We start from the raw sequence: 12,881 nt of genomic DNA, 5'->3' as shown, positions 1-12,881 counted from the left end.
TTTGAAGGCTGTTGAAAAAATTCGATGGCCTCTTTTTTTTGTAATGGTTTGTGAAGTCCGGTGTTTTAAAAGAATAAAGGCAGCTTATTTTTTATGCGTGTCATACGCGGACACCAGCGTTGGAATCTCTACTCCACCGTCTGTATTTTTAATGAAAACGATCTCATCTATTGTGGTTTTCTTTTTGTAATTTTGCCTAACATCATAAATGATAAATCCATTTTTTCTTGAGAAAAATCACCATAATAGAAGAAAGCCCCACTAAAAAGCGGGGCTTTTCTCAACAATCTAAGACCTCTCTTGCAGGGACTCGTTTCTTCCTTGATCAAAAAGGAATTCGTTCTGAATGAATCACATAATGATGTTCCGCTGCCCAGGCTATGAGGCCATTCCAAAAATCTTCGCAGGCGACAATTATTTTGGACGGATCTGCTAAGTCTCCAGACATCACCAGTCTAGCTACCTCGTCAAATCCTGCCGGACGATTCGCGAGTTCCAATGATTCGGGCAAAACCATGGCCCCAGTCGAGTAGAGTTTTTGATTGTGCAACCCGATTACCATGGCACCGTATTGGGCAATTTGCATGGTTAAATAGGGCAGATAGCTAAGATGGCCGTTTAGACGTGCATTTCTAAGCTTCCCGATAAATTCATACATTTCTCCTACAAGAACTCCATTGACTGCCTGTGTAAAATCTTCCTTTGTTGGTGAATCTGCCGCATTTTTTAGCGTTGAAAAAAAGTCCTTAGGATCATACAGACTAAGCAGGGCAAAGAAGGGGCCATGTGTAAGTGGCCAATCTCCTTCCACAGTAGCGGCTGTTTTCAGAAGGACATTTGCACTGCATACATTCACTTCAGCTTTCCAAGGTCCCGCTGACCATTCATAACTAAATTCTACGTCTTCGCTGGATTCTTCTAATACACAAAACTTTTCAATGTCTGAAAAAGGGCCGTCTGTACCTCGGGAAACAGATCCATAGATTCCTATGGCCAGGACTTTATCTTTGTATACCTCATGTAACCTCGCGGCAATTTCTTGGCAGTTTTGAAGTCTTTCACTTCGAGAAATTTTTACAGGTCCATTCATGTTCATTCTCATACATCTCCCTTTGTAAATTTTTAGGTGAGGTTGATACGAATACATGAATGGAGGACCTCGGGATTAACGGGGGACAATTTTTGGATGCATAAGAACTCCTCCCCATACATTATGGGGGATTATACCCAATCAGACTCAATTTCCTGCATGGGACAATTGAAAAGGGAAATCTTTCCCTGCCCATTTCTTCCCTAGGTACCATCCCTCTTACTATATACATTACGATAGATAGAAGGTGTTATCCTTTCGAATTTCTTGAATGTTTTAATAAAATAGCTAGGCTCACTGAATCCTAATTCATTGCTGATTTGAGAAATGGAGAGATCGGTTGTCTCTAAAATTTGTTTAGCCCACTCTATCTTCAAGCGTGGAAAGAACACAGAAAAATTCTCCCCGGTTTCCTTGGTGAACAAACGACTGAAATAGCTAGGGCTAACATGGCAAATATCAGCCATATCCGCTAATGTAAAGTTTTCATTTTTATGAGCATAAATATAATCAAAGGCCGGTTGAAGAATGGTGTTGGTGGAAATTCTTTTATGGGTAGACATGTTTATGATCTGACTATCAATAAGCGTATTTTCCAGCTCTTTTTTTATGGTTTGGATATTGCGGTACGAGTGATCGGCAATAGCATTAATAACAGGTTTGTCCGATGTGAGCGCATGACGATACATATCAATAGTTGAATTTTTCGTGATGGCTTCTTCCACAATGTAATTGCATAAGTGATAAAGCATTTCAGAAATGGTTGTTATTTCATCATAGGACAAGACGGGAAGGGAGGCATAGTCTTGTTCCAAGCGAAGGAGCTTTTTATGGGTATCGACATTGGTTGGCCGGGTTACTATTTGTTCCAGCTCCAATGGATTATCACGTAATTTTACCTGCCCTGCCATAATAGCTCCCATATACTGATTGTTGACAATAATAGGGATGGCAATATCTATAATATGGAAATGGCACAGATAGATATACGGCCTATTCAGTCGCACAGCCTCTAATCCGCCTCTTGCATCGCATTTTTGGCAGTATTCGGACAATGCAGCGTCTTTTCGTATCGCCTGACAGAAGCTCTGGCATTGGCTGTGCTGCGTCACGGGTACACCCTTATAATCAGTTGTGATAATCGCCATTTTAGTGACTAGAGAGAGCGAGTCTTGCAGTTTCTGCCACTTTGTTAGATCTATAATTTTGTCCAATTTAACATGCAAGGTCATGAGATCTACTCTCCTTTCGTACCTTCGCATTATTATAGCATAATAGTCTGATGGCAGGACAAGATAATACCATTTTGGGACATGAAGGACAAGATAATACGATGAGAAAGCGCTTTATTTGGAGTGAATCGTTCGATGATCTTCGGACAAGGTAGCTCTATAATGGGGATATAATCGCACAGAGGAGGATTATTCAAATGAGAAAAGCGTTTATTAGCCCAACTAAGTATGTTCAAGGTGAAAATGAATTAGTCAATCTAGGGTATTTCATCAAGACATTTGGTGATTCTGCTCTTCTAATTGCTCATCAGGATGACATAAATCGTGTAAAAGATAAGCTTGAACATACCATGGCACAATTTGGCGTAACGATAATTGAGAGCGGTTTCAATGGAGAGTGTTCTCGTAATGAAGTTCATAGATTACAACAACTTGCGAAGGAACACGCTTGTTCCTGCACGATTGGATTGGGTGGAGGAAAAGCGATTGATACCGCGAAATGCGTAGCAGAGGGCGAGGCGTTAATTATCGTTCCGACCATTGCCGCGACGGACGCTCCAACAAGCCATTCTGCTGTCCTTTATACACCAGAAGGGGAATTTGATGACTATGCCTACTTTAAACAAAGTCCAAGCGTAGTGCTGATCGATACAACTGTTATTGCCCATGCACCTACGCGTTTTCTTGTCTCGGGCATGGGAGATGCGCTTTCTACTTACTTTGAAGCTAGAGCAACTTCTAACTCTTATTCCAATGTGAATGCAGGAATTCCTTGTGGAGCAATATCTGGAGTAAGTCAGCCAGCCAAAGGAACAAAAGCTGCTCTTGCCCTTGCAAAGCTCTGCTATGAAACACTGCTGGAAGATGGACTTAAAGCTAAAATCTCTTGTGATTCTAATATTGTTACTCCTGCGCTTGAAAACATAATTGAAACCAACATTCTTTTATCAGGTCTAGGATTTGAAAGCGGAGGTCTGGCAGCGGCACATGCCATTCATAATGGGTTAACCGCATTGGAAGGAACCCATTCGTATTATCATGGTGAAAAGGTCGCATTTTCAACACTTGTTCAATTGGTGCTTGAAAATACAGATAGAAAAGAAATAAACGAGGTATTGAATTTCTGCGTAAGTGTAGGACTTCCGGTGTGTCTTTCTGATATCGGTGTAACGAGTGTCACCAGAGCCGAGCTGATGAATGTCGCAAAGAAAGCTTGTATACTAGAAGAGTCTATTCATTCTATGCCTTTTCCTGTGAGTGAAGAAGATGTAGTAGCCGCCATTATGGTAGCGGATCAAATCGGGCAGGAATTTAAGAAAAAGGGTGAGTAATGTGAAGAAAATCATGAACAAGCCGGAAACGCTGGTAAGAGAAATGTGTGGTGGAATGGTACTTGCACATCCGGATTTAGAATTTATAAGTAAACATAAGATAATGAAGAAAAGAGAAATCAATACAGATAAGGTTACGCTTATTAGCGGTGGAGGAAGCGGGCACGAGCCTGCACATGCAGGATTTGTTGGGAGCGGAATGTTAGATGTTGCTGTCTGTGGAGATGTATTTGCTTCGCCATCTCAGATTCAGGTCTATCAAGCGATCAAAGCCTCTGCTAGTAAGAAAGGTACGTTGCTGATCATTAAAAATTACAGCGGAGATATCATGAATTTTAAAAATGCGGCACATCTTGCAGCCGAAGACGGGTTGCTAGTCGATTATGTCAAAGTTGATGATGATATCGCAGTGGAAGACAGTCTGTACACTGTTGGAAGAAGGGGCGTTGCCGGAACCGTATTGGTTCATAAAATTGCCGGAGCAGCAGCAGAAGAAGGAAAGGAATTAAGTGAAGTAAAGGAAATTGCTCAAAAGGCTATAGATCGCACCAGAAGCATTGGCTTTGCACTTACATCTTGTACAGTTCCTGCTAAAGGGACACCTACCTTCGAATTGAGTGAGGATGAGATTGAGTACGGTGTAGGCATCCACGGAGAGCCAGGAATTCGCAGAGAAAAGCTTGTATCTGCTAATGAATTAGCCAAGAAAATGGTAGCAGATTTATTCCGAGATATGAACATCAAAGACAATTCACAACAAGAAATTGGCGTATTGATTAATGGATTCGGCGGATCGCCATTACAGGAATTGTATTTGCTGGCAAATGCAGTTGTTCGTGAAATCAATAAGAGCAACGTATCGATCTTTAAGGTATTCGTTGGCAACTATATGACAAGCATAGATATGGCAGGTGCTTCGGTGTCGTTCATCTCACTAGACGATCAACTTAAGCGTTATTTAGAGGCAAGCTGCGATACCCCAGCACTACAAATTAACCAGCCATTTAGCCCGTTGCGTGCAGACGAAGTAGTATTGGAGTCGCAACAACTGAATCACACCGTTTCCTATCAGTGTGAGACGGATAAGCAATATGCAAAGATTGAGAACAATGTATTCTCGCTACACAACCTAATATATTTGATTGACAAAATGAGTGAGGTCATTATCGAAAATGAGGTTGCTTTCTGCGAGCTAGATTCTCATGCAGGCGATGGTGACTTCGGCATGAGCGTGGCGAAAGGCTTCAAGCAATTGAAAAATGAGTGGCAGGAAATTACCCAACATCATGTCAGCGATATAGGAGATTTTCTGAATGCCTGCTCCTTGGTCATTATGGAGCATTGTGGCGGGGCTTCTGGGCCGATTTGGGGATCAGCCTTCCGAGCCGCAAGTAAATTTGCCAAAGACAAGACCGAATTATCCGTTTCGGAGTTCGCTGGCATGATGAAGGCTGTTGTCAAAGGCATTCAGGATACGGGTGAAAGGTCCTTTGGAAGAGGAGCAGTGGTCGGCGATAAGACCTTGATTGATGCGCTTGTACCTTTTTCCGATTCCTGGGAGCAAAGTGCTAAAGAGGGCGATGATAGTAAGACAGCAGCTACCAAAGCGGCAGAAGCTGCAGTACTCGGAGCTAAGAAGACCGAGTCCATTGTCGCTAGAATGGGCCGAGCAGGAACAGTCGGTGAAAGAAGTCTCGGATATCCAGATGCAGGAGCTTTTGCATTGGGAGTTATTTTCACACAGCTAGCTCAAGCTCTAGAGTAAACGGATTAAAGCAACTCCCTAAATGTAAGATAGGGCTGTCCCTGAGTCGTGAGTGATGACAAAGGGCAGCCCTATTATTGTTACTCGTAATCATGTAACTCTTTGACTCCTCTTTTCATTCTTTGAATAAAATCATTCAAATTCTTCCGATTGCATTACGTAATTTAATTAGTAATTCAGTTAGTAATTCAATAAAGGCTCTTCCGCGTATTTATCCCCTCTAATTCCAACCCACTAGCGTTCACCTTCCGCTTTTTATAAGGATCATCCTAAAATATATCGCATTTTTTGCTTGTAAGTTAGGTCAATAACATTTCAGGGTACCAACATAGCAGGATAGTTCAAGATTATTTGCAGTAGACTATCACAAATAGTGGTAAAGTGGAGAGAGGATGCAGTTCTAAATTGTAAGCTCCATTACACGAATGAGGGGCCACGAGGTTAGGCCAAGCTTTATCAATCTATGACAACAGAGCTTCTCAAAATAATGTATAGATGTCGGAGTATGATATAAATAGGAGATAAGATTACCCATAATTTCTTCATGTAAGAGAGAAAAGGAGAGAAAAATGAAAAGCATATTGTTCAAGTATATGTCTAAATTTACATCTCTTAGTGAAGAGGAACAAAAGGCTATCGCTGAAGATATCCTAATTGAGAAATATAAAAAGGGAACAGTGCTCCTTAGACAAGGGAATGTCCCCACAAAATGTTATTTCGTATTACGGGGATGTGTAAGGCAATATACTGATCACTTTAGGAATGCTGTCTGATTGGAGGGCCACAAAGCCAACCATCAACAGGTGCCCGCCAAAAACAGTCAAACCAATAGACCAAATAGATTCGAATGTTTCAAGAAATAGCATCAAAAGTGACTGAATTTGCTCGATTTTAAAAGAGGATAAATAATTTGGATATCTTGAGAGTAGTAGCACAAATACCAAGTTTAGTATGGCAATTCCCAATATTGTCGAATAGATTAGACGGAAGCATGCACCGGGTAATGAAAGGTTTTTATGAATGGGCGAATGGGCTTCAGGAAAATATACAGGGCCCATGCTACTATAGTGTCACTTATCAGGATGATGACCCACCCAAAAATTTCGGCTTTGAATAGGCTATTTGCTGACATGATGATATGAAATGTGGCGCTGGCATCGCCCTTTATCACAAGTCTTTCATGGACAAAACCATAGGAAAAAAATGCAGCAAGTGCCATGATGATAATTGATGTGCCAGCAGTTATGGCGGCTTTTCGCTCTCTTAATAACGCTTTTACTGGGGTAACCGTAAGATAGCCTCCTATATGACAATGTTTATTTTTATGTTAATAGGAGGAGCTTGACTGGTCATTGACGTAAATCAAGAGACCATACTTATTTGTTCGTTTTCAAATTTTTTACTATTGGATAAGGAGCAGGAGCATAAACAATGATAGATGTCGATAAATTAGCCGAGATATTTGCTAGTGGTTCCTATGATATAGAAGGTGCCTATCGGTTAGTCATCCAGCCGAAAAGTATATTACGCGAATTTAGAACCGAAAGGCATGGATTTCTTTTTACCATTCGTGGAGAAGCTAGAATGTGCGTGAATGAAACTGTCTACGAATTACATCCAGGAACAGTATTACATGCGGCTCCAGGCATGCAACTGGACTCGCAGGTTTTAGGCCAATCTGAGTACGAGTATTATTTGCTTTTTTATAGATTGGAGAAGCTAGGTGATGAAAATAGCGGTCATGTATGCGACTCTCACTTCAAGCTGGAACCGGGAGCAAATCCGAGAGTGATAGAATTGCTGATCATGATGCATCAGAATGCCTATACACTGGCGGGATTGAGAAACTTCGTGTCAAGGAATTATTCTTAAGCATCATGCATCAAGTTCTGGTAGGTTGCAAGCATCGAGAAAGTGGCTGTTCACCGAGTAAAAGGGTGATAGAAGAAGCCATTGCATACATTAACAGACATTATATGAATCCGCTGACACTCGACGAATTGGCTGAGTTGCATGGGATGAGTCCCAAACGCTTCTCCTACTACTTTCACAAATATACTGGGTTCCGTCCGAGAGAAAATATTGCTATTAAAGCCAGACGTTATTTTAGGTTCATCCAAGTTCCAAAAAGAAGCAGTGGAGAAATTGCAAAAAATCGCTCCCACTATTTTGGTATCGCATATTGCTACAGACTGGAAATCTAATTTGAAGCTAATGGCAGAATTAACAGGAAAGCAAACAGAGGCAGACAAGATTCTATCTCAATATGAAACAGATACACAAGCAGTAAAAGCATTGTTGAAAGAAAAGCTTCAAGGCAAAAAAGTAGCCGCTGTTCGCATTCGTGGGTCACAAGCTTTCGTTTACCCGAGAGATGTTTACTTTAACCCTGTCTTATACGACGAAATTGGTTTGGAGGTTCCGCAACAGATAAACATGGCGAAAACGCAAGAAGCGATCTCTATCGAGCAGCTGGCGGAAATGAACCCGGATTATTTATTTGTGCAATTCTCTACGAGTGAAACGCAAGAAGCGAAACATGCATTTGAAGACTTGAAAAAGAATCCCGTCATACAAAACCTGAATGCCTTTCAACAAGATCACGTATATGTTAACGTGGTTGATCCGCTTATGGAAGGAGGTCCCGCTTATAGTCGAATCAGGTTTCTAGAAAGTGTGCAAAAGCATCTAGATAAATAATGGAAAGGAGAAAAATTGCAGCAAATGGATCTGATGATCATGAAAGGGACGATTTCATTTGCGATTGTTGGATGGTGCTTGCTTTTGTTGTCCCTCGTGGACATCGATCAAAGAGGCATGGCTGGAATCCATACATCATTAAAGATTAAAAAAGAGGTGTTTCACTTAAAGAAACCACTTCCTTATCAGAGTGATTGACTTTAGATACTGATGTGTATGTTGTGGTTAAATTGTATTTTTTGTTTAAAGATAGTTCGATGAACCGTATCATAAGTAACGGATAAGTTGTTGAACTAACGGGTTCGATAGGTAAATAAAAAGAGGCAGTCAGAAAAATGTTTTTTCGTTCCTGACTGCTTCTTTCATTTTGAAATCAAAGTTCATATGCGATTTACATGTAGCTCTTACCATTTGTAATAAAGAACGACAGAACCACACTATTTTGTGTTTTTTATTGGTTTTATTTATTTTGAAAAAATAGAATTAATAGGTAGATAGTCTGTCGCTGGGAGTAGAATCAGAAACTGGCTAGAATTACAAAAAAATACGTTTTTTATCGTATTTTAAGTCAAATGACAATACAAAAAATCAAGCACTTGAGCAAACGCACGCTGGACGTTTTCTTTCTCTGGTTGTCGATCAAATAAGTGGTCTTCACCAGGGAGGGTAAGGAGTGTATGCTCGATTCCAGCGCCTTTTAACCGTTCGGCCATAGATATAGATTCCTCGCAAGGAACATCATGATCTGTTTCCCCATGTAGGAGCATAATAGGAGGGAGCGAGGGATTTACGTACTCAATCGGACAAAGTAGTCTCAGCTCTTCCTGATTTCGTATTGGGTCCAGTCCTGTTGTTTCCCGAATCCAGCTACCTTGCTGTCGATAATATAAATAAAGACCGAATCTTTGCTGGATGGAGCTTTCTGTAAGTACTTCTTTCGTAATTAATTGATCGGCTAACTTCTTGGGGACAAGCGTTTTCTGTAAGTAAAAGGGACTCGGCTCTGACGCCCAATTCCCCCGAATATCCCCATACCCGTAAAAAGAGATGATTGCTTTTACATACGACTCTTTAGAGCCTGCAAGTAAAGCGAGATAACCTCCCGCAGAAGAGCCTATTACAGCAATCGCTGATGGCTCGATGCCAAGCATGCCCGGGGCTTGGTCACGAACCCATCGTAGAGCATCTTGAACATCTTCGGCTATAGCAGGCAGCTTGGTTTCGGGAGCCAATCGATAATCGATAGAGAAAACATGGAATCCAGCCTGATTATATTGCGTGATGTGTTCCGGCAAAATATCTTTTCTCGATCCAAAAATAAATCCGCCACCATGGATATAGACAATAACAGGGGCATTCGTTTTGCTAGCGCTATAAAAATCCCCGAGCAAATGAATCCCGTTAACCGTTTTATAACAAATTGTTCTCACTTTATTTCTCCTTTTTAAGTCTGTCTTTTCTGTTACGATGTATCTTAACGAAGACTTCTAGTGATAGTATTGGTATGCTTATAGTACTGTCTTCTGTCATCAGACTCAATAGCTGGCATGAGAACACATAAGAAAATGGAGCCTTTTCTCTATATAAAGACAGCTAAGATTATTCGAATGAAGGGGTTGGAGTTAAGGATATGGAGTTCAGGGTAGAGCATATACTGAGAATGCAGAGATTACAGGATGCGAAGGTATTAGGTGGCGAGAATGGGCTTTCCAATGTGATTAAAGGGATCACCATAATGGAAGCACCCGATATTGCAGATTGGCTGAAGGGTGGCGAGATGCTGCTGACTAGCTTATATCCGATCCGTAATTATACAGAGGACGAGCAACGAGAATTTGTCTTACGTCTTGCTGAAAAGAAAGTCAGTGCTTTGATGATCAAAAACCACCGATTCGTCCAAAAAATCCCGGATGCGATCGTGGAGGCGGGTGAACAGGTAGCTTTGCCTATTATCCAGATTCCTCAAGACATTCCTTATGTGGACGTGCTTTATCCAGTTATGGAAGAGCTGTTTAATAATCAGGTGATGAAGCTTAAATACTTTATCGAAGTCCATGACCGCTTCACGGCGCTTTCCCTAACGGATGCCGGTCTGGAATCCATTATTACTACATTAGGTGAATTGATTGGAAACCCTGTCGCCATTTATGACCGGAATTTTGTTTGTATGACGGCTACATCCTCATACACGATGCCTATCGAACAACGGGACAGTTTAGTAGAACGTGAGAAAGAAGTTGAAACCAAATTCCCTTATTACTGGTTGACGGCGCAGATTTTAGAAGGTGAATCGCAGCCTCAATTTGTCGAGCAGGTAGTCGTACCCATTCGGACGATCAATCATATTAAAGTGCATCTAGTCATCACGGAAGCCCAAAAGCGGCTGGAAGAGCTAGATTTTATTGCGATGGAAAATGCTGCTACTGCCCTATCTCTTGAGCTAGTCAAGCAATTTGCCGTAGCAGAAGTGGAGCGGGAATTTAAAAATGACATTATTGACGATCTTTTAGCGGGTAAAAGCCAAATGCTAGAGACGGTTTATCATCGAGCTAATTTGATCGGTTGGGATTTAGATCGTTCCTATGCTGTGCTTTTATTTCATGTAAAAGAAGAGTTTACGTCATTGAGCCAAAATGAAATGGATAAGCTGCGAAGCACACGGAGCTTGCAAACAAAAACCTTCAGCGATTTACATGAAGCTGTGCGCTCTCATTTTGTGAATGGTATTTTTCGAAGACGAGGAGATACAATTATCCTGCTCTTGCCAGTTAACGAGCAGGAAGGAAAGGGGAAAAGCTGGCTATCTGCTGTGAAGGAGAGGGCACGTGAGATTCAAGATAAGATCCGTGCTAAAGCCAAAGACATTGTTGTACAGGTCGGCATCGGTAATGTAGCAGAAACGGTAATGGATATTTCTCGAAGTTATCAAGAGGCACAGGATGCATTGGATTTAGGTGAAAAGCTCTATGGAAAAGAATCGATTACCGCCTTTGCCGAGCTTGGACTGTTCCGTTTGCTCTGTCAATTTCCAGACCCTGCTGTCCTAACTTCCTTCATACCTCCTTCTTTAAATAGATTGGTTGAAAGTAAGAGTGCTATTAAAAATGATCTTCTGCATACGCTTGAGGTATTTTTAGAGCATAACCAAAATGCTGCAAAAGCAGCCCATGATTTATTTGTCCATTATAAAACGGTCATGTATAGACTAGAACGGATTAGAGAAATAACGAGCATGGATTTTGAGGACTCGGAGGAGATGCTAGGAGTCCGGGTAGGCCTTAAGATTCTAAATCTGGTAAAAACTGAAAAATAAAATAACAAAAGCAAGATAAACGGGCCTATGCCCGTCTTTTTTTTACCCAAGATGGATAAATACCTAGCTTGACTTTTATCCACTCCTGTTAATGACTCTATGATAGTAAGCGCTTACAATGGGAGTGCAAGTTAGGAAAACGTCATACGAATCAATTCATCTTCAGAGAAAGGAACAGTGAGTATGGGAGAGTTAAGTAAAGAGATTGTACAGCATTTAGAGTGGCTGGGCCATTTTGGAAAAGAACCTGAAGGGGGCATTTCCCGATTTCTCTACTCGAAAGAGTGGTTAGAAGCTCAAAAAGCTTTAGAAGATTGGATGAATAAAGAAGGCTTTGACTTCCATTTTGACGAGGTAGGTAATCTATTTGGAGGTCTACGAGGAACAAAGTATCAGGATGAAACTATTTTAACCGGTTCTCATGTGGATACGGTAGGCAATGGTGGATTCTACGATGGCCAATACGGTATTATCGCAGGATTGCTTGCGATTAAATACCTAAAGGAAAAATACGGAAATCCACTGCGTAATCTACAAGTGGTATCCATGGCTGAGGAAGAAGGTAGTCGTTTCCCTTATGCATTCTGGGGTTCCAAAAATATCGTCTGCACAGCCAAGCGCGAAGAAGTAGAAAACATAGCAGACTTTGATGGCATAGCCTTTGTGGATGCGATGAGAGAATGCGGCTTTGGTTTTCGGAAAGAATCCACTGAGATTCGTAAAGATCTGAAAACATTTGTAGAAATCCATATCGAGCAAGGCAGTGTTCTGGAAAATGAGAAAAAATCTGTAGGCGTAGTCCATAGTATTGTTGGCCAACGCAGATTTACCGTAGAAGTGACAGGGGAAGCTAACCATGCTGGTACGACCCCGATGGGTTATCGCAAGGATACTGTTCATGCCGCTAGTACCATGATCTGTGACGTGATGAACAGAACGAAAAAGCACGGAGATCCATTAGTAGCAACGGTAGGCAAAATTGAAGTTAAACCAAACGTGGTTAACGTGGTTCCGGGCTATACCCTATTTACAATGGACATTCGCCATACTGAGAAAGAAGCGCTTGTTCAATTTACGGAAGAAATTATGGCTTCTATGAATGCCATTGCAGAAGAAATGGGCGTAGGCTTGAAGGTTGATATGTGGATGGATGCTGACCCAGTTCCTATGGATAAACGTGTAGTTGAAGTAATCGAAAAACAGTGTAAGGAAAAAGGTTTGAATTATAAGCTAATGCACAGCGGAGCAGGACATGATGCTCAAATTCTAGCGCCGTTTGTTCCATCAGCAATGATTTTTGTACCAAGTAGAAAGGGAATTAGCCACAACCCGGCTGAGTATACTGAGCCTCATGATTTAGCCGAGGGCGTAAAAGCTCTGATCGGTACACTTTATGAGCTAGCCTATAAAGAATAGGCGACATCTTGGCGTATTGTTTGCCCATAACCTC

Annotated in this window: 9 protein-coding genes and 3 pseudogenes; 8 read left to right on the top strand and 4 right to left on the bottom strand. The window is 41.4% G+C overall.

What is annotated here, in order from left to right; genetic code table 11:
- Positions 1–325: 325 nt before the first annotated feature.
- Positions 326–1,096: an ANT(4')-I family aminoglycoside nucleotidyltransferase gene (locus O0550_RS10085; protein ID WP_258426205.1), complete on the bottom strand. Its 771-nt coding sequence runs from the start codon at positions 1,094–1,096 to the stop codon at positions 326–328.
- 197 nt (positions 1,097–1,293) lie between these two features.
- Positions 1,294–2,322 carry a PocR ligand-binding domain-containing protein gene (locus O0550_RS10080; RefSeq protein ID WP_258426204.1) on the bottom strand — a complete coding sequence of 343 codons (1,029 nt, stop codon included), beginning with the start codon at positions 2,320–2,322 and terminating at the stop codon, positions 1,294–1,296.
- Between the two features lie 197 nt (positions 2,323–2,519).
- Between O0550_RS10080 and O0550_RS10075 the strand changes: the two genes are divergently transcribed.
- The 3 genes and pseudogenes from O0550_RS10075 to O0550_RS10065 all read left to right on the top strand — a co-directional run.
- On the top strand, positions 2,520–3,653 hold the full coding sequence (locus tag O0550_RS10075; RefSeq protein WP_258426203.1) for a glycerol dehydrogenase: 1,134 nt from the start codon (positions 2,520–2,522) through the stop codon (positions 3,651–3,653).
- Between the two features lies 1 nt (position 3,654).
- Positions 3,655–5,418, top strand: coding sequence for a dihydroxyacetone kinase subunit DhaK (gene dhaK, locus O0550_RS10070; protein WP_258426202.1), 1,764 nt, complete (start codon positions 3,655–3,657; stop codon positions 5,416–5,418).
- A 569-nt stretch (positions 5,419–5,987) separates the two neighbouring features.
- Positions 5,988–6,164: pseudogene (locus O0550_RS10065) on the top strand (Crp/Fnr family transcriptional regulator); the annotation flags it as partial.
- Here O0550_RS10065 and O0550_RS24650 read toward each other — a convergent pair.
- Positions 6,159–6,637: pseudogene (locus tag O0550_RS24650) on the bottom strand (DUF4386 domain-containing protein); the annotation flags it as partial. The pseudogenes O0550_RS10065 and O0550_RS24650 sit on opposite strands and share 6 nt — an antisense overlap.
- 212 nt (positions 6,638–6,849) lie before the next feature.
- On the opposite strand from O0550_RS24650, the gene O0550_RS10050 reads away from it, so the two are divergent.
- The 3 genes and pseudogenes from O0550_RS10050 (at position 6,850) to O0550_RS10040 (ending at position 8,316) form a co-directional block, all read left to right on the top strand.
- Positions 6,850–7,290 carry a hypothetical protein gene (locus tag O0550_RS10050; RefSeq protein ID WP_258426198.1) on the top strand — a complete coding sequence of 147 codons (441 nt, stop codon included), beginning with the start codon at positions 6,850–6,852 and terminating at the stop codon, positions 7,288–7,290.
- A 201-nt stretch (positions 7,291–7,491) separates the two neighbouring features.
- Positions 7,492–8,118 (top strand): annotated as a pseudogene (locus O0550_RS10045) (ABC transporter substrate-binding protein); the annotation flags it as partial.
- 24 nt (positions 8,119–8,142) lie between these two features.
- Positions 8,143–8,316 (top strand): hypothetical protein, encoded by a 174-nt coding sequence (locus O0550_RS10040; RefSeq protein ID WP_258426197.1) that lies wholly within the window; start codon positions 8,143–8,145, stop codon positions 8,314–8,316.
- A 365-nt stretch (positions 8,317–8,681) separates the two neighbouring features.
- Here the strand turns inward: O0550_RS10040 and O0550_RS10035 are convergent, their stop codons facing one another.
- The gene (locus tag O0550_RS10035) at positions 8,682–9,548 is read right to left on the bottom strand and encodes an alpha/beta hydrolase (RefSeq protein WP_258426196.1); all 867 of its coding nucleotides are present in this window, start codon (positions 9,546–9,548) and stop codon (positions 8,682–8,684) included.
- A 200-nt stretch (positions 9,549–9,748) separates the two neighbouring features.
- Here O0550_RS10035 and O0550_RS10030 point away from each other — a divergent pair, with 200 nt between their 5' ends.
- Positions 9,749–11,431, top strand: coding sequence for a PucR family transcriptional regulator (locus tag O0550_RS10030; RefSeq protein ID WP_035318569.1), 1,683 nt, complete (start codon positions 9,749–9,751; stop codon positions 11,429–11,431).
- A 183-nt stretch (positions 11,432–11,614) separates the two neighbouring features.
- The gene (gene allC, locus O0550_RS10025; protein WP_003341993.1) at positions 11,615–12,847 is read left to right on the top strand and encodes an allantoate deiminase; all 1,233 of its coding nucleotides are present in this window, start codon (positions 11,615–11,617) and stop codon (positions 12,845–12,847) included.
- Positions 12,848–12,881 lie beyond the last annotated feature (34 nt).

It is taken from the genome of Brevibacillus halotolerans, from assembly GCF_026891775.1.
GTDB lineage: Bacteria > Bacillota > Bacilli > Brevibacillales > Brevibacillaceae > Brevibacillus_B > Brevibacillus_B halotolerans.
The sequence above is the reverse complement of the archived record's forward strand: the minus strand, read 5'-3'. Positions and strand labels throughout refer to the sequence as shown.

Bases quoted from the DNA above. Each gene is read 5' to 3' on its own strand.
- O0550_RS10085 (WP_258426205.1), bottom strand. From the start codon at position 1,096: ATGAACATGAATGGACCTGTAAAAATTTCTCGAAGTGAAAGACTTCAA.
- O0550_RS10080 (WP_258426204.1), bottom strand. From the start codon at position 2,322: ATGACCTTGCATGTTAAATTGGACAAAATTATAGATCTAACAAAGTGG.
- O0550_RS10075 (WP_258426203.1), top strand. From the start codon at position 2,520: ATGAGAAAAGCGTTTATTAGCCCAACTAAGTATGTTCAAGGTGAAAAT.
- O0550_RS10050 (WP_258426198.1), top strand. From the start codon at position 6,850: ATGATAGATGTCGATAAATTAGCCGAGATATTTGCTAGTGGTTCCTAT.
- O0550_RS10040 (WP_258426197.1), top strand. From the start codon at position 8,143: ATGGATCTGATGATCATGAAAGGGACGATTTCATTTGCGATTGTTGGA.
- O0550_RS10030 (WP_035318569.1), top strand. From the start codon at position 9,749: ATGGAGTTCAGGGTAGAGCATATACTGAGAATGCAGAGATTACAGGAT.
- allC (WP_003341993.1), top strand. From the start codon at position 11,615: ATGGGAGAGTTAAGTAAAGAGATTGTACAGCATTTAGAGTGGCTGGGC.